The organism is Halorubrum sp. SS7, assembly GCF_005435055.1.
Lineage (GTDB): Archaea > Halobacteriota > Halobacteria > Halobacteriales > Haloferacaceae > Halorubrum > Halorubrum salinarum.
Genome location: NZ_SGXV01000012.1, coordinates 29921 through 46149 on the forward strand (window position 1 = coordinate 29921; position 16229 = coordinate 46149).

22 protein-coding genes are annotated in these 16229 nt (G+C 65.9%); 7 read left to right on the top strand and 15 right to left on the bottom strand.

Annotation, left to right across the window (positions count from 1 at the left end):
- Window positions 1-91: 91 nt before the first annotated feature.
- Window positions 92-427, bottom strand: coding sequence for a rhodanese-like domain-containing protein (locus tag EXE44_RS11740; RefSeq protein ID WP_137717289.1), 336 nt, complete (start codon window positions 425-427; stop codon window positions 92-94).
- Window positions 428-429: 2 nt separating this feature from the next.
- A complete protein-coding gene (locus EXE44_RS11745; RefSeq protein WP_137717290.1) occupies window positions 430-729 on the bottom strand; it encodes a sulfurtransferase TusA family protein in 300 nt (99 codons plus the stop codon).
- A gap of 150 nt (window positions 730-879) precedes the next feature.
- Between EXE44_RS11745 and EXE44_RS11750 the strand changes: the two genes are divergently transcribed.
- Window positions 880-1899, top strand: a complete 1020-nt coding sequence (locus EXE44_RS11750; protein WP_137717291.1) for a PLP-dependent cysteine synthase family protein — start codon at window positions 880-882, stop codon at window positions 1897-1899.
- 33 nt (window positions 1900-1932) lie between these two features.
- On the opposite strand, the gene EXE44_RS11755 is transcribed toward EXE44_RS11750, so the two are convergent.
- Entirely contained in the window at window positions 1933-2196 is a 264-nt protein-coding gene (locus tag EXE44_RS11755) for a MoaD/ThiS family protein (RefSeq protein WP_137694690.1), read from the bottom strand.
- A gap of 273 nt (window positions 2197-2469) precedes the next feature.
- On the opposite strand from EXE44_RS11755, the gene EXE44_RS11760 reads away from it, so the two are divergent.
- On the top strand, window positions 2470-3327 hold the full coding sequence (locus EXE44_RS11760; protein WP_137717292.1) for a molybdopterin-synthase adenylyltransferase MoeB: 858 nt from the start codon (window positions 2470-2472) through the stop codon (window positions 3325-3327).
- Window positions 3328-3393: 66 nt separating this feature from the next.
- Here EXE44_RS11760 and EXE44_RS11765 read toward each other — a convergent pair whose 3' ends face one another.
- On the bottom strand, window positions 3394-3822 hold the full coding sequence (locus EXE44_RS11765) for a desampylase (protein WP_137717293.1): 429 nt from the start codon (window positions 3820-3822) through the stop codon (window positions 3394-3396).
- 125 nt (window positions 3823-3947) lie between these two features.
- On the opposite strand from EXE44_RS11765, the gene EXE44_RS11770 reads away from it, so the two are divergent.
- On the top strand, window positions 3948-4412 hold the full coding sequence (locus tag EXE44_RS11770) for a DUF302 domain-containing protein (RefSeq protein WP_137717294.1): 465 nt from the start codon (window positions 3948-3950) through the stop codon (window positions 4410-4412).
- A 27-nt stretch (window positions 4413-4439) separates the two neighbouring features.
- Here EXE44_RS11770 and EXE44_RS11775 read toward each other — a convergent pair whose 3' ends face one another.
- Window positions 4440-4796, bottom strand: coding sequence for a DsrE family protein (locus tag EXE44_RS11775; RefSeq protein WP_089308263.1), 357 nt, complete (start codon window positions 4794-4796; stop codon window positions 4440-4442).
- A 236-nt stretch (window positions 4797-5032) separates the two neighbouring features.
- Here EXE44_RS11775 and EXE44_RS11780 point away from each other — a divergent pair, with 236 nt between their 5' ends.
- On the top strand, window positions 5033-6082 hold the full coding sequence (locus tag EXE44_RS11780; protein WP_137717295.1) for an RNA-guided endonuclease TnpB family protein: 1050 nt from the start codon (window positions 5033-5035) through the stop codon (window positions 6080-6082).
- A gap of 240 nt (window positions 6083-6322) precedes the next feature.
- Here the strand turns inward: EXE44_RS11780 and EXE44_RS11790 are convergent, their stop codons facing one another.
- The 6 genes from EXE44_RS11790 to EXE44_RS11810 all read right to left on the bottom strand — a co-directional run bounded on the left by EXE44_RS11790 (window position 6323) and on the right by EXE44_RS11810 (window position 10808).
- Window positions 6323-6895, bottom strand: coding sequence for a hypothetical protein (locus EXE44_RS11790; protein WP_137717296.1), 573 nt, complete (start codon window positions 6893-6895; stop codon window positions 6323-6325).
- Between the two features lie 81 nt (window positions 6896-6976).
- A complete protein-coding gene (locus EXE44_RS11795; RefSeq protein ID WP_137717297.1) occupies window positions 6977-8443 on the bottom strand; it encodes a dihydrolipoyl dehydrogenase in 1467 nt (488 codons plus the stop codon).
- A gap of 87 nt (window positions 8444-8530) precedes the next feature.
- A complete protein-coding gene (locus tag EXE44_RS11800) occupies window positions 8531-9442 on the bottom strand; it encodes a sulfite exporter TauE/SafE family protein (RefSeq protein ID WP_137717298.1) in 912 nt (303 codons plus the stop codon).
- A 3-nt stretch (window positions 9443-9445) separates the two neighbouring features.
- The gene (locus EXE44_RS20240) at window positions 9446-9589 is read right to left on the bottom strand and encodes a hypothetical protein (RefSeq protein ID WP_158293457.1); all 144 of its coding nucleotides are present in this window, start codon (window positions 9587-9589) and stop codon (window positions 9446-9448) included.
- 141 nt (window positions 9590-9730) lie between these two features.
- Complete coding sequence (locus EXE44_RS11805) at window positions 9731-10162, bottom strand: hypothetical protein (RefSeq protein ID WP_173230860.1); 432 nt, start codon at window positions 10160-10162, stop codon at window positions 9731-9733.
- Window positions 10163-10292: 130 nt separating this feature from the next.
- Window positions 10293-10808 (bottom strand): redoxin domain-containing protein, encoded by a 516-nt coding sequence (locus EXE44_RS11810; protein WP_137717299.1) that lies wholly within the window; start codon window positions 10806-10808, stop codon window positions 10293-10295.
- Window positions 10809-10987: 179 nt separating this feature from the next.
- Here EXE44_RS11810 and EXE44_RS11815 point away from each other — a divergent pair, with 179 nt between their 5' ends.
- On the top strand, window positions 10988-11773 hold the full coding sequence (locus tag EXE44_RS11815; RefSeq protein WP_137717300.1) for a TSUP family transporter: 786 nt from the start codon (window positions 10988-10990) through the stop codon (window positions 11771-11773).
- Window positions 11774-11807: 34 nt separating this feature from the next.
- Here EXE44_RS11815 and EXE44_RS11820 read toward each other — a convergent pair whose 3' ends face one another.
- Both EXE44_RS11820 and EXE44_RS11825 read right to left on the bottom strand, forming a co-directional pair.
- Window positions 11808-12038 (bottom strand): hypothetical protein, encoded by a 231-nt coding sequence (locus tag EXE44_RS11820; RefSeq protein WP_137717301.1) that lies wholly within the window; start codon window positions 12036-12038, stop codon window positions 11808-11810.
- Window positions 12035-12823, bottom strand: a complete 789-nt coding sequence (locus EXE44_RS11825; protein WP_137717302.1) for a DUF547 domain-containing protein — start codon at window positions 12821-12823, stop codon at window positions 12035-12037. Before EXE44_RS11825 ends, EXE44_RS11820 begins: the two co-directional genes overlap by 4 nt.
- A 99-nt stretch (window positions 12824-12922) precedes the next feature.
- Here EXE44_RS11825 and EXE44_RS11830 point away from each other — a divergent pair, with 99 nt between their 5' ends.
- Window positions 12923-13447: a peroxiredoxin gene (locus EXE44_RS11830; protein WP_137717303.1), complete on the top strand. Its 525-nt coding sequence runs from the start codon at window positions 12923-12925 to the stop codon at window positions 13445-13447.
- 1 nt (window position 13448) lies between these two features.
- Complete coding sequence (locus EXE44_RS11835; RefSeq protein ID WP_241991828.1) at window positions 13449-14411, top strand: prenyltransferase; 963 nt, start codon at window positions 13449-13451, stop codon at window positions 14409-14411.
- A gap of 57 nt (window positions 14412-14468) precedes the next feature.
- Here the strand turns inward: EXE44_RS11835 and EXE44_RS11840 are convergent, their stop codons facing one another.
- Window positions 14469-15011 (bottom strand): hypothetical protein, encoded by a 543-nt coding sequence (locus EXE44_RS11840; protein ID WP_137717304.1) that lies wholly within the window; start codon window positions 15009-15011, stop codon window positions 14469-14471.
- 56 nt (window positions 15012-15067) lie between these two features.
- Window positions 15068-16207 (bottom strand): DUF3179 domain-containing protein, encoded by a 1140-nt coding sequence (locus EXE44_RS11845; protein ID WP_137717305.1) that lies wholly within the window; start codon window positions 16205-16207, stop codon window positions 15068-15070.
- Window positions 16208-16229: the final 22 nt, after the last annotated feature.

A 16229-nucleotide genomic window follows, 5' to 3' on the forward strand; every position in this document is an offset into this window, starting at 1 on the left:
TCAGACCTAAACCGCCGCATACGTCTTTCAGACACAACCCTACTCGGATCTAAAACTCTGCGAAAAGAACCCGAGAAACGAGACTACCTGCTCAGGCGTCGGCCGCCGTGCCGGTCTCCAGTTCGAACGTCCACTCCTCGTAGCCGCCGGCCATGCTCGCGACAACCACGTCGTCCTCGACGCCCTCGTAGCTGCTGATCAGCATCGCGGCCTGCTTCGACGACTCGCCGACGGGACAGGCGCACACCACGTCGGTGTCGTCCCAGTCGATGTCGGGGACCATCGACGGGAGGTCGCCGAGCGGAACGTTGATCGAACCGGGGATGTGGCCCTGCTCGTACTCCGCTGGCGGTCGTGTGTCGATAACGCGGATGTCGCCCTTCTGGACGCGCTGGTTGACTTCATCAGGGGTGAGTTCCTCGACCATGATCACTCCTTCCGCATGAAGATGCGGTAGCGGCCGTCCCCGGACTTCCACACCTTGGCGGTCGCGTCATCGCCGACCGCCTTCGGGACGTTCTCGGTACTCGGGACGTGGTCGGTCTCTTGGACGAGCACGTCGCCGGGCGAAAGCCCCGCGATAGCCTTCTTCGCCTCGACCTGTGGGTACGGACAGACTTCGCCGGTCATATCTTGTACCTCGGTCGCGTCTTCGAAGAGCGCCTCGGCGGTCTCGTCATCGAGCTCGTCGGGCATCTCGACGACGTCGTCCCACGATAGTTCACTCATAGACTTCCATACGACACTCGTCGTGGAACCCCTTTCGTGACCGGCAGGCTTCTCCCGTATCTCGGACGGGTGTTCGCCGCGCACGACCGCTTCGAGGTCCGAGACCGCCGTTTCCGTCGGACTCTTATTCGGGAGCGGCGAACGGGGGGTATGACCGGACACGCCGTCGACGAGTCGACGATCTTCGAGACGCCGCTGCTCGAACTCGACCTCGACTTGGAGAGCGACGCCGCGGTGTACGCAAAAGCCGAGTGGTTCAACCTCTACGAGGCTCCCCACGGCGGCGGGTCGATCAAATCGCGGATCGCGAAGGGGATGCTCGACGGCGCCGAGGAGCGCGGCGACCTCGAACCCGGCGTGACTGTGATCGAGCCCACCTCGGGCAACACCGGCAGCGAGGTCGCCCGACTCGCAAGGGCGCGCGGCTACGACGTCGAGATCGTCATGCCCGACAACGCCGCCGGCGGGAAAGTCGAGGCCGTCCGCGACGCCGGCGCCGAGATCCACTTCGTCGACGCCGACCTGGGGTACGACGCGGTCATCGAGCGCTGCGAGGAGATCATCGCCGCGGACCCCGACGCCTACTACCGCCCGAACCAGTACGAGAACCCCGACAATCCCGGAACTCACGAGCGGACGACCGCGCCCGAGATCCACGAGGCCACCGACGGCGGGGTGACCCACTTCGTCGCCGGCGCCGGGACCGGCGGGACGATCACCGGAACGGGCCGCGGGCTGACGAACCTGACCGACGGGGCCGCCGAGATCGTCGGCTTCGAGCCGGAGGAGCCGCTCCACGCCATTGACGGCCTGAAGTACCTCCGAACGGGCGACCACTACCACCCGGAGACGTATGACGAGTCGGTGCTCGATCAGAAGCTGTACGTCCCGACCGACGACGCCTACGACCGCGCCCGCGCCCTGCGTGAGCGGTACGCCAATGACCCAATCCCGATCGTCGATGCCGGGCAGTACGACGCGGAGACGATTCGCGAGCACCTCCGCGTCGACGGGCAGTTCGTCGTGGGGACCTCGGCCGGCGCGGGCGCGGCCGCCGTCGCCGCCCTCGATGACGCCGGCGACCTCGCGGACGACGACGCCGTCGTGTTCATGCTGTGCGACCGCGGCGACAAGTACGCGGACATCCCGCTGTGGGAAGAGTACCTCTAAGCGTCGTAAGGAAACCGAGAACTGTCGACCGCGTTACCGACCGCCGCTCGCCGCCGGGATGACTCGCACCTGCGCGTCGTCCGGGACCTCCGCGTCGAGTCCGTCGACCGGGGTACCGTCCACGTAGACGTTGATGAACTCCTTGATCTCGCCGTCCTCGATCACGCTGTCGCGCAGCTCGTCGCCGTGTTCCGCGGCGTGGTTGTCGAACAGTTCCGCCACCGTCTCGCCGGCGACCTCGACCTTCGAGGTTGCCGACCCGCCGACCAGCGCGGCCGGGAGCTTAATCGTCGCCATACCTCCCGTTCGAGGCTCACATTCAAAAGGGGCGTGTCGACGGCAACGTCGACCACGGTCTGACACGGTCTCCGGTCGCGTCTGCGGGCGCTCCGGCGGTTCCGACCGTTGCTTGCCCCCTCGCCGACGCCAACAGCGACGGAGACAGAGGTTTCGCCGCGGCGACGAGGGATTCGCACGCCGCCTGTGCGTCCGCGGCGCACCTCCGAGATGGCGGCAGTACCCACCGGTGGACGGCCGGCTTAACCGTCCGCGGACGCTACGTACGGGCGAATGAGCCATCTCGACCTCGATCCGACGCAGCTCGACCGCTACTCCAGACATATCATCCTCGACGACGTCGGGCCGGAGGGACAGAAGGACCTACTGGACGCGAAGGTGCTGGTCCTTGGGGCCGGCGGGCTCGGCGCGCCGATCATCCAGTACCTCGCCGCTGCCGGCGTCGGCACGCTCGGCATCGCCGACGACGACGAGGTTGAGCTGTCGAACCTCCAGCGACAGGTCATCCACGGTGACGACGACGTGGGCCGGAAGAAGGTCGACTCGGCGGCGGAGTTCGTCGCCGACCTCAACCCCGACGTCGACGTCGAGCGCCATGAGCTGCGTGTCACGCCGGACAACATCGAGGAGCTCATCGACGGCTACGACTTCGTCGTCGACGGCACGGACAACTTCGAGACGCGCTACCTCGTCAACGACGCGTGTACCCTCGCCGGGATCCCCTTCTCGCACGGCTCCATCTTCCGGTTCGAGGGCCAGGTGACCACGTTCGCTGGCGACGACGATTCGCCGTGTTACCGTTGTTTGTTCCCGGAGGCACCGCCGGCCGGGATGGTCCCGAACTGCGCGACTGCCGGCGTGCTGGGTGTCCTTCCGGGCACCGTCGGCTGCCTCCAGGCGACCGAGACCGTCAAACACATTATGAGCAAAGGCGAGACGCTCGACGGCTCGATGCTGTTCTTCGACGCGCTCGACATGGAGTTCGACAAGGTCGAGATCCCCAAGCAGGACGACTGTCCGGTCTGCGGTGACGACCCTGCCATCGAGTCCGTCCACGACGTCGAGTACACCGCCTCCTGTGCGATCGATGTCGGCGGCGACTCCGAACCGGAGATCGAGGCGAGCGACTGAGCCCTGCGCGACCCGCTGCTCTCCGTTCCGGTTTTCCGCTTCGATTCCGACTCCAGACTAATCCGGCTACCGTTCGCTCCGGACCGACACCGTCTCCTGTTCGAACTCGTCCGTATCGTCGCGCCAGCGCCACGACCCGACGAACGGGTAGCCGTTGAGCGCACAGATGACGTACGAGTGGCCCGGCCACGTCGCCCGCGCGGCGTCCGTCTCGCTCGGGTGCGTGGGGCCGGTCGGATGCGAGTGGTAGAAGCCGACCACGTCGAGGCCCGCCTCCTCGACAGTCTCGATCAGCTCGAACTGCTCTTCGGGATCGATCAGGTACCGGATCTCCGGCGTCTCCGCGACGTTCTCGGCCGCGTACGTCTCCGTGACGACGCTCGGGTCGCCGTCGTCGCCGTGTTCGCCGGCCAGGACGCCGCAGATTTCGGCCTCCCCGCCCTCGTACGCCCGATACACGATGTCGTCGTACGCCGCTCGCGTGAGTTCGATCATGTCGGGAGATGGCCCGACGGCGTCATAAGTCCGTCCCGACCGGCAACGGGCACGGCGCGTCAGAGGTAACGGCAGTTGTCGAGGGTGCGATTCGATATTTATATTCGGGCGTGAGAGCACCTCGCATGAGCGACGCGTCATCCCGATCACCGACACCGACGGCTGATGAGGCTCTTCATACGACTCTCGACATGCCGTTTGAGGACGCCGTCCCCTTCGTCCAGATCGAACATGAACTGGCTGATTTTGAAACGGTACGCGTCACTCGCCTCGATCAGATGATCGCGGGTATGCTCGGACACGACGACGTTGAGCGAACCGCGCTAATTGTGGTCTGTCACCCAGAAATCGCACACGATGCCCTCCAGATCGATCCAACCCTGGCCGGTATGTTACCGTGTACGACGACCGTCTACGAGCGCGCTGCGGACGACCGCGTCCACGTCCATCACGTCTCAGCGACAAAAGCGATACGGGACTTAGGTTGCGCGCCAGCCGACTCTGACGAGGCTGTAGAGGACTTGGTCACGAAGACAGGTGAGCTGATGGCTGTCGTCTGGGCGAACATCGAAGAACACGGTCAAAAATGATAGGCACCGCCGAGCCGGTCGCCCGGATTAGAACGTGATGATCTCGTAATCGTCGTCGACGAGCGAGCGGATGCTCGGGTGCCCGTCGTACTCGTCGAGCGTGACGAGCCCGGAGTCGGCGACGGCGTCCTCGACGCCGAACGCGCCGGAACAGAAGTCACAGACTGCCGCGTCGTCGCGGACCGCTTGGTAGAGCTCGTGGTAGTCGCTCTCCTCGTCTTCGAGCTCCGGGATCCACTGCGTCCCGGCGCCGTCGAAGATGAGCTCGAGTTCGTCGTCGTCGTTCTCGGCGAACTCCTTGGCCGCTTCGAGCGCGTTCGCGAGGCGACCGTAGTCCGAGTGCGATTCGTTGCCGGCGAGAATCACGATTGCTGCTTTTGCCATCGTACACCCTTATAAATCGCATACGTACAAAACCCGTCCGCGGATGTGTGTCCGGGACACCATCTCGACACGTGATAGCGTGCCAGGCCCGTGGGAGCGCGTTTCGGAAGTGTAAGGAGAAATCCCCGCCCTCCAGGGCGGGGATGGATCCGACAAACGATGATACAAACCATCGATGATAGCACGGCCTGATATTCCAACAGATATTTAATATCGCATACTTGATTACAGTTGTAATGGTCACGGTGGCTGTCACCGCGAAGTTCCACAATCCATCCCTCTCACGGCGGAAAGAGTGGCAACGCGCCACTCGACTCTACCGTGACACCAAGCAATTCTGTATCGATGGATGGGAGAACGGCGACTTCGGGAAGTCCGTGACCACGGCCACCATCGACAACGACCTCTACTCGGCCATTCAGAACCAAGCCATCCGAGAGGCGAAATCCGACCACAACAAGGACGGGGAGGTTCGCTACCGAGAAAGTCAACCATTCGCCATCAACAACCAGAACTGGGAAATTGACACGACCGAGAACGGCACACTCGTCGTCGGCTTCCCGTGCGTCTCCCAATGGTGGTACACACCGATAGAGGTGTACGACGATATTGCCGACCCCGTAGACCGACTGGTGGAGGGTGACGCTGACAAGACCCGCCTACAGATCTACCGTCGCGGCGACGACTGGTACTGTACGTTCAACGTGGAATACGACACCGACACGTCGGGTGAGACGCCTATCGGTGTCGATATTGGTGAACGGCATATCCTCGCTGTGACCGCCTACGGTGAGGACGAATCAATGCTGGTGTCTGGTGGTGAGACGAAGTACGTTCGACGCAAATACCGTTCCCTACGCGATTCGCTCTCGGAAGCGGGTGCGCTTCGCGCACGTAACCGTGTAGGTGACAAAGAACAGCGTCGAATCAAAGACCTGAATCACAAACTCTCTCGTCGCCTCATCACGTTCGCGCAACAGTTCGAGAATCCCGTCATCCGGATGGAAGACCTCGAAGGTATCCGCGAGGACAGCTCGTGGTCAGGCGTTCACTCGTGGTTTTTCCACCAACTCCAACAGTTCATCACGTACAAAGCCGAGCGAGCTGGGATTCGTGTTGAGCAGGTCGATGCGTACCATACCAGCCAGCGGTGTTCAGCGTGTGGTTCGATGGGAACCCGTGATGGCGACCACTTTTCGTGTTCGGAGTGCGGTCGAGGACGCCACGCGGACCTGAACGCTTCAGAGAATATCGCACAACGGGAGGGTGAACCATGTACGGCGTAGCAGTTCGGCTGACGCGAACCGTACTACCTCGCTGGTTGAATAGCCAGCCGTCTTCGACGCCCGCAGATTGCGGGGAGGAAGGCCCCATTGACAGGGCTACACGCGCTGAAAAGCACACCGTTGGTCACAACTCGGTGGCGACCGTTGACGGCCCACGCGAAAGCGTACTTGAGGCCCGAGGAAACGCGCAACCTGAATATCCCCTTCGGGGAATCCTCGCGTTTTAGCGCGGGGAGGATGTCAAGAGAAGTCCTCGGCGTCGAACGACCGCGGCTCGGGTCCCTGATCAATGAACTGAACCGACCCGTCGTCGATGGCAACGAGTGCCGCCACCCCGCCGTACCCATGCGTCTGGTCGTGGCCGCGGACGACGACACGGGCGACGTCGTCGGGAACCGCGACCGTCTCTGACCGCGTGAACGGCTGCTCGGAGTGGGCGTGGAGCAGCTCTCGGCGACCGAGCCGCGTCCCGTCGAGCCGCTCGACCTGCCACCAGTTCGCGTACCCCTCCTCGCCGTCGTCGTCGTGATGGAGCGTCACGTCGAACGCGTAGCCGCCGTCCGTAGCCTCGAATCCGACGTCGACGACGTTCGCCTCTTGGAGATTGAGGTCTTCGGCAGCGGGTGGTTCCGATCCCGTTTCGCCGGCGGTGTTGGCGTCGCCCCCAGAGCCGGTATCGACGCCGCCCTTGGCGTCAGCATCGCCGTCGGTACCGGTGTCGCTCTCGGTACAGCCGGCCAGCGCAACCAGTGCGCCGCCGCTCGCGAGGCCGGCCAACAGTCGACGCCGAGAGAGATGACCGCGGTCGTTCATAAGATGAGTTCGGTAGGAGATAATAAAACCGCTCGGCCGACCGAGAAGTCGCCGTGTTCGGCCGCAGCGCTGCCTTGACGGCTATCCGTGGTGATGATGTCCGTGGTCGTGTCCGCCGCCGCGTGAGAACTGCCCGGAGAAGGCCCGGTCGACGACCTCGGAGAGCGCGGGGTGGATGTGGACCGCGTCGCGGATGTCCGCGACGGTCCCCGAGCCGGCGGTCATCGCGACGACGACCTCCTCGATCAGGTTCGACGCCTCGGGCCCAATGATATGGCACCCCTCGATGTTCCCGTCGAGGTCGATGAGGACCTTCACGAACCCCTCAGCGTGCATCGCGCTGCCGCGGGCCGTGTCGTCGTACGCGTACGTGTTCATGGCGTACTCGGCGTCGGCCTCGCGGAGGTCTTGCTCACGTGCCCCGACGCCGGCGACCTCGGGCGAGGCGAACACCGCGAACGGCATCGCCGAGTAGTCAACCGGCTCCGGCTCGTCGCCCAGCAGGTTCCGGACCACCGCCTTCGCCTCGTGGTTCGCGTTGTGTTTCAGCAGGTACTCGCCGACCACGTCGCCGAGCGCCCACACCCCCTCCGCGTCGGTCCGGAGGTACTCGTCCGTCTCGACGAAGCCGTTCGCGTCGGTCTCGACGCCCGTCGCGTCGAGGTTCAGCGAGTCGGTGTTCGGGCGGCGGCCCGCGGCCACGAGCAGTTCGTCGCCCGCGACGGTCACCGGCTCGGCCTCCTCGGGCGCGCCGACCGGCTCGTCGCCCGCGCGGACCGAATCCGCCTCCGGGTACGGGCGAGCCTCGACGGTCACTTCGCCGTCGGCCTCCTCGGCGGCGACGGCCTCGTACCCCGTGTACACGTCGAACCGGTCGGCGTAGCGGTCGGTGAACGCCTCGCCGACCTCCGCGTCGGCCTCCGGCAGGAGGTGCTCGCGCCGGCCGACGATCCTCACGTCGGTGCCGAACGTCCCGAAGAAGTGGCCGAGTTCGGCCGCGATGTACCCGCCGCCGACGATCACGAGGCGGTCCGGCGCCGTCTCCAACTGGAGCGCCTCCGTGCTCGTGAGGTAGTCGACGCCGTCGATCCCGTCGATCGGCGGGACCGAGGGACGCGTCCCCGTGGCCACGAGGACGGTGTCGGCCCGCAGCGTGGCGCCCTCGTCGTCACCGTCGACGATCTCGACCGTGCGGTCATCGACGAACCGTCCGGTTCCCGAGAACAGGTCGTGGCTGTTTGAGGACTCCAGCCCGCGACGGATCGACTCCGAGCTTCCGGCGACGTCCTCGTTGACCTTCCGGACGATCTCCGCGAAGTCGATATCGGTCACCTCCGCCTCGATCTCGAACGCATCGGCGCCCTCGATCGTCTCCAGCACCTCTGCGTGATAGAGGAGCTGTTTCGAGGGGATACAGCCGCGGTTGAGACAGGTCCCGCCGAGCCGGCCCTCCTCGACGACCGCGACCGAGTTCCCCCGACCGGCCATCGCGTTCGCTACGTCCAATCCTGATCCAGACCCGATAACGAGGAAATCGAACTCTTGCATGGAATGATCGACGGGACCCACGGTCATCAACCCCGGTCCGTTGTGGCGTGAGTTGTACACGACCGCCCAGAACCGGTGTGCGAGCGTTTAGACGCCGAATATTGTCACGAGAACGATCCCGCCGACGATCCCGAAGACGATGCCGAGCCCGCGCTCCATCAGCCCGCTCGGAACGTGTTTGCCGACGCGGGCACCTATTGTTCCACCGACGATCACGCCCGGGATCGACCAGACCACCACGTACCACACGGGTGTCGCCGCCAGCGCGTGGACGGCGGCCCCGGCGACCGCGGCGATCGCGAGCACGAACACCGACGTGGCGACCGCAACTCGCGGTGGCATTCGACACCGCGCCACCAGTTGGGTCGTCACAATTTCGGGGAGACCGGCGCTGATCAACCCCGTGATCGCCCCGCCGAGTGCCGCGAGCGCGACACCCGGCGGGCGCCAGCAGGTCGGGTAGACGAACCGCTCGCCGTCGGTAGCGTTAACAACGGTGGTACCGCACTCTGCGTTCTTTTTTTCAAGGAACTCGCCCTCGCGCTCGCCGGGTTCGGTCTCTTCCGGAGAGTCAGAGTACAACAGAAATCCGCCGAGCACGAACAGCCCGACGCCGAACCCGCCGCGCAACAGCGTGTCTGGGACGTAATGTGCTGCGAACGATCCAATCACGATCGCCGGCAGCGCGCCGACCAACAGCCACTTCGCGGTCGCGTAGTCGACGACGCCCTGCTTGACGTACGACCGGAGCCCGTTCCCCATCCCGAACACCTCGGTCATCAGGCCCGCGCCGACCGCCTGGGCGGGGCCGAGCCCGACCGCGAGCAGGAAGAACGGGCTGAAGAAGAGCGCGCCCGAGACGCCGGCCGCGATGGCGACCATCGAGAACAGCACCGACGCGGGGAACACCCACCAGTGATCGAGGACCTGATCGACCGATACCGCCGAGAGCAGCGGCAGCGGGTCGACCCCGCTCGCTAGTGCTAGTGAGCTTGGCATCGCTTACTCCGGGTGGTGAGCGCCGTGTCCGACCCACAGCAGCAGCAGATGCGTTGCGATCGCGAGCGGAAGCCAGCCGACTGGCAGCACCGCCGCGACGGGATCGACCGCTCCGAAGACGTAGACTGCTGGGAACGCGATCGACATCCAGAATGCGACGCGTCGAACGGTCGCTTCTATTCCGCGACCGACTGCCGATCCGGCCGCCGCGGTACAGCTGCGTACCGGGCGGTCGTCACGCAGGCATCCTGGGCCACGACCGTCCGCGTTCGTGTTCGTGCCCACGCCTTACACCGGGAGCAGCGCGATTCCCGCGCCCAGTACGACGCCGTAGACGACGTGGAAGAAGCCGAACGCAGTCATCGTCTTCGGATCGGGTTCCATCGCGAGGACGATTCGCATCCAGAACATCATTCCGCCGACCATCAGGACGAGGCCGAAGGCGAGCCCCCACAGGACGCTCCCGACGAGAGCCCCGGCGCCGACAGCGAGCCCGAGTGCGGTCGCACCGACTGCGAAGGCAGCCCCCGCACCGACCCCGTACAGCATGTGGAGCAGCATGCCCTGTTTCATATACGCCTCGGGCCCCTCGTCGCCGACGTACTTCGCCCAGAGGGCGGCGGTCGGCGGCGGCGAGTCGTCTCCCATCGTCATCATGAACATCGTCATGACGACGGTCGCGATCAGTCCAGCGATCAGTCCGGTGAGTATGCTTACCATGATGTGTGACACGCGCCGGCGAGCCGACGCAGGTTACCTCTAGTAACCTAGATGCGAGACTATCGGATAAAGGCGCGCGAACGGATCGGTAACCCGGTTACCGGCCGGTAATCGTTGTCGTCGGTAGTACTCACAGATACGACTTCCCGTCCGGCAGTTCGCACTCGTCACCGTGACACCGCGCGGCGTGTTCGACGGCTTCGAGGTCCGGTTCGTCGTCGGTCTCCTCGCTCCGCCACGCGTACTGGACGGTGCGGTCCGGATCGACCACGAAGACCGCCGAACGCGCGACCCCGCGGTGGTCATCGATCTCTTCGGCGCGCACGCCGTACGCCTCGGCGACACGGCCGTCGCTGTCTGAGAGCAGCGGGAAGTCGATGCGATGCTGTTCGGCGAACGCGCGGTGACTGTAGACGCTGTCGGTCGAAATACCGAGGACGACGGTATTCTCCAACAGCGACAGTGCCTCGCTGTCCCGCAGCGTACACATCTGGCTGGTACACACCGGGTGGAAGTCGAACGGGTAGAACACCACCACGACAGCCCACCCGTTATCGACGTACTCGGCGAGGCCGTGCGTGTCGATCCGTCCGCCGCCCGCACCCGGGAGTTCGAACGTTGGCGCCGTCTGTCCGGTTTGGAGCATATTTGAATAACGACGGCCGACGGGTATGAGCCTCGGCCGATCATGCGGGGTGATCGCACACACCACATTACGCGTCCGACCACCCGAGAGCCGCCGTCAGCATACGGCCGACCTCGCGGCCGTGTCTCGGCGCCACACAGTCAGCGGTCATTTATGAATAACCGCGTCATCTCAGGCGTATGACCCTCGCGCTTTCCGTCGAACTGGTGGCGACGATCGCCGTCGTCGTCGGGGTCGCGGGCGCCGTCAACGGGGTCGCAGGGTTCGGATTCGCCGTCGTTGGGACCATGGTACTCGCCGCGACACTCGATCCCGCGACCGCCGTCACGTTCATGATCATTCCGATGTTCGCCGTCAATCTCGCGCTCGTCGGCGATCTCACGCGCGAGGAGCTCCGCACGTGCGGAACCCGGTTCGCGCCGCTGCTCGTCGCCGCTCTCATCGGCACTCTCCTCGGGATGGCACTCCTCGACCGGCTCCCGGAAGCCCCGCTCCGGATCCTGCTCGGGTTCGTCTCGCTCGGCTTCGTCGCGACGAATCAGCACGCCGTCCCGTTACCGTCACTCCCTGTCCTGAGCGAGCGGGAGTTTGCCGATACGCCGCTCGTCATGGCTGTCGTCGGCGTCGTCTCAGGCGTCCTGTTCGGCGCGACAAATGTCGGAGTCCAGCTCGTCGCGTTCGTTCGGAGCTTCGACCTCTCACACGGGCTGTTCGTCGGCGTCGTCGCGCTCGTGTTCGTCGGCATCAACGGTCTGCGGGTCGGCGCTGCTGGAGCGCTCGGACTGTACCCGGATCTCGGTCTCGTCCTCGCGTCGGTCGCCGCCGCGGTCCCGGCCGTCGCGGGCGTCGCAGTCGGAAAACGCCTCCGCGAGCGCGTGAGCGAACGCCTCCGGCGCGGGGTCGTCTTGGGGCTGTTGACGGTCATCGGCGTTCGGCTGATCCTCGGCGGCGCGGGAATCCTGTGATTGCTGGCAACGATACTGCCCCATTCTGCCGTTTTTATCGATTGAGCCGCCACCGGATCGCTACGGCGGCGACGAACACGGTCGCGAACGTGACGCCGCCCGAGATCAGCGCACCGCGAGCGCTCGACGCGCCCGTAGTGAGGACGGTGGCAGAGGCGCCGCCGCCGGCGAGGACCGCACCGCCCGCCATCCCGCCGACCCCGATACAACAGAGACTCAACAGGCCGACGACCGACAGCGATCCTAGGAGGCCGTCGTCGCTCATCGGCTCTCCTCCTCGGTCCGGAACGCATCGAGCGCGAGCGACCAGTCGTACTCGCGGTAGCGGATCCGCGAGATCGAGTCGGGATCGATCGCGTCGTACTCGCGGAGGAGCGCACGGATGCCCGACCGCCCGCCGAAGTCGCCACGGTACCACAGGAGGTGGCGCGGCACGCGAGCGGTCCCGTCCTCGACGACCGTCTCGCTTCGCAGATACGAGCCGGCGGCGACGTCGAGCTGTTCGTCCACGTCGTCGGCGTCGTAGGCCGCGACCGCGGGACAGGAGGCGGCGCCGCAGTTGAGCGCGAAGTGGATTCGGGGATCGGTATCGGCGACGCGGTGCCGACGGACGAACGCCGATGCGAAGGGATTCGGGACGTAGCCCAGCCCGTACTTCCACTGTGAGCCGCGGAGAATCCCGTGTTCAATCTGATCGAGACTCAGGTCAGTCCCGGCGACGGAGACGATCGGTTCGCCGAAGAACTGCCGCCGGTCCTCGAACCGCTCCGGCTCCGCGAGCAGCGCGCCCCCGGTCGCCGCGTTGTAGACGTTGAGCCAAAACGCGAGTCGCTCATCGGGGCCGAGCGCGTCCAGTTCGTCGGGCGAGGCGTCGGCGAGCCGCTCTCGGGCGGCGTCGAGTACGTGTCCGCGATCGTCGGGGGCTCGGACCGCGTGGAGGAATCGCTGCGAGGCAGCGACAAGGGAGGGACCCTCGGTAGATGTAGAGTCGGGATCGTCTGAGAGTGCCCGGTCGGGGTCCGGTACGGACGTCGACTCGGGTGTTAACATGATAGAAGGTTACTCGCCGCGTGAGAATAGCTGACGGGGTCTGGTACCTCGCGCACCAAACCGACCCGGCGTTATCCCGCGGCTCCGCGTATCGGAGGCATGAGCGATACGACTGCGTCACCGACGGCGGACGGCGTGCCGGACTTCGAACTGCCGAACGCCGGCGCCGGTCCGGATCCATTTTCTCTTTCCGCCGCCGCGGCCGATGCCGACACGGACGCTGTGGTGCTGCTGTTCCAGCGGGACTACCACTGTGGGAATTGCCGGAAACAGGTCCAAGCGATCGGCGACAGGTACGACGAGTTCGGGGCGCTGAACGCCGCCGTTGTCTCGATCCTCCCGGAACCCGTCGAGCGAGCCAGCGAGTGGCAGGAGTCGTACGACCTCCCGTTCGCGCTGCTCGCCGATCCGAACACCGACGTGAGCGACGCGTACGACCAGCCCGTGCGGTTCGGCGTCCTCGGTTCGCTCCACGACCTGGTCGGCCGGATGCCAGTCGCGATGGTCCTCGACACTCGGTCTGACGAGCCCGTCGTCGCGTACACCTACGAGGGACGGATGCCCGCGGACCGCCCGGAAATCGACGACCTGCTCGACGAGATCAGGACGCTGCGTGGCGAGTGAGGTGAGCGAGACCGGACCGCGCCACGGAGGCAAGGACGGCGAGCCGGAGCGCCGTGTCGTTCTTGTAGCTCTCTGGCAGATGTCCCGACCGGCGCAACTCGCGCTGATCGCGCTCGTGTACGCCCTCGGCGTCGCGATGGCGTTCGGTCGAGGCGCGGAGGCGGAGGCGGGAGCAGTCGTGGTCGGGCTGGCAGCGCTGCTGCCGACCGCCGCGAGCGTTCACTACGCGAACGAGTACGCGGACGCCGAGACGGACGCGCTCACCGACCGGACACCCTTCTCGGGCGGCAGCGGTGCGCTGGTCGAGAGCGGGCTTCCCCGGTCTCTCGCACTCCATGCCGCAGTCGCGTCGGGGGCAGTCGGAGTCGCGCTGCTCATTGCCGGCACGGCGCCGGTCGACGGTCGGGTGCTGGGAGCGGTCCCGGCGGCGGTCCTCGTCGGGATACTCCTCGCCGGCTGGCAGTACTCAGTCAGGCCACTCCGACTCGCGTGGAAGGGACTCGGTGAAGTGACGAACGCAGTGCTCGGCGGGGTCGCGCTGCCGCTGTATGGGTTCTCGGTCGTCACCGGCGGCGTCACCGTCGCCGCCGCGCTCGCGACCCTTCCCTTCGCGCTCGTGGTGTTCGTGAACCTCTTGGAGACGCAATGGCCCGACCGCCGCGCGGACGCAGCCGTCGGGAAGCGAACGCTCGCGACGCGGTGGTCCGCCGGTCGACTCCGGCTGGCCTACGGCCTCGGAAGTCTCGCCGCCGCGGGGTCCGCCGTCGCGCTCGCATTTCTCGGTGCCGTGTTCCCGCTATTTGTCACGCTCGGGACCATACTGCCGATGGTCGGTCTCGTCCCCGGGTACTACCGATTCACGAGACGCGAGACGCCCCTTCCGGCCGTGGTGACGATGGTGCTCGTCGCCGCGGGATCGACCGTCGGGTGGAGTCTTGTCGCCACAGGAGCGGTCTCCGGATAGCGCTCGTGGCGGCGGAGACGCAGCGATTCGATCGGTCGCCCCGGACCCGATCGGTGATCAAGATTCGATCGGCCGTCCCGGATCGATCTTCGTTGCGACGTACGCGAGGCTGGCGAGAAGCAGCGCGACCCCGATCGGTAACAGCCAGACGAACGCCGTCAGGACGACGGCCGTCGCTTGGACGCCGATCGCGAGCAGCACGACCGGGCCGCAACAGACCGTCCCGGAGAGGAGGGCGGGAACGGACGCGAGCAGGCCCGACCCGGCTCCGATCCCGCAGGCTGTGGGCCGTCGAACCGCGAGATACGTCATTCCGAGGTTGATCCCGACGAGCCCGGCGACGATGGCACCGATCGCGACGTTGACCGGCGAGAGAAGCAGTCGAACGATGCCAGTGTCGACCGTGGCGATCGCGCCGAACGACGCCGGACCGGTCCGGGCGAACAGGCGACCGAGCGGGTCGTCGATCACGAGTACGCCGGGTGCGACCCCTGTGCGAAGGGACAGATCGCCCGTCGCCCAGAGGTACGCCAGCAGGTAGCCGACTGTCACGGCGGCGACGACCGCCGCGCTATCGCGGCGACCGATGGCCAGTCGCACCGCCCCGTCGATGTCTCTAATGATAACATAAAACGTCGCACGTGTGCTGCGAGCGCTCATCGGTGGAGGTCGGTCATAGGGTAGTAGCCGTACCAGGCGAACCACATGGCGTCGAAGACGATCTCCCGCTCGAACGGCAGTGAGTCGGGAGCGTGAACGGCGCCGTCGACGACGACGTCCCCATCCTCCCACGAGAGCGTCGCGGTTTCGAGGTCGACGCTATCGGTCCCGTCGCTCTCGGGGGCATCTCCGCTCCGGTACACGTACCCGGTGTCGAGCGGTTCGTCGTAGACGGCCGCGTGGCGGACACCGCCGAGATCGAACTCGATGACCCGCTCCTCGCGGAGCGTCTCCTTGCGGACAGCGACGGCGCCGTTCGCCGAGCGCATCCCGATCACGACGGTTTTCGGGGCGAGCCGGTTGTCCTCCGTGAGCGGTGGAAACAGGAAGGAATCGCCGGCGTAGTACCCGCTTCGGGGATTGTACCCGCCGTACGGATCGCTGCCGTAGTTCCGGGCGAATCCGGTGTCGTCGGTGAGCACGACCGTCTCGGGATGAGCCGAACGCCACCGTTCCCAATTCGTCCAGACGACCCGGAACTCCTCCAAGTGATCGCCGGGGTCGTCGCCGGTGATCCGCGTCGCGAGCATCTGCGGCCACCACTCCTCGGTCGCCCGGTCGAACATGACGAGGTTCGCGTTGATCAGCTGTCCCGAGACCCCGAACGTCGTCTCGCCGCGGTAGAATCCCTGTGCGGTGCCGGTGAGCGGACAGTACGTCACGGAGACGGGCGTCCCGGCGATAGCGTCGTTGACGATCTCGTGCCAGACGAGGACGGACTGCGGGTACGCTTTCGCCTCGCCGTCGAGGACGACGCCGAACACCGGGTCACCGTCGTCGAGCAACGCCGGGGGGTCCGTCGCCTCGGCGAACTGCGGGTCCTCGATCGCGGGAATGCCGTCGGGCGGCGGCCCGCCGGATCGGGTCGCCGCTTCGAGCTCGTCGGCGGTGTACGCCGCCGGGAGCGACCGCTCGACTGTCGGCGGTCCCTCGACAGCCGACCCGGTCGATCCGTCAGAGCTGTCGGTAATCGACCCAGATTCGGCGCCGGCATCAGAGGATCCGAGACATCCCGAAACTGATGATGTTCCAACCCCGAGGGCGCCGAGGAGGGTTCGTCTGTCAATTTGTACCATACAATAGGTTGGCGTCAACGGA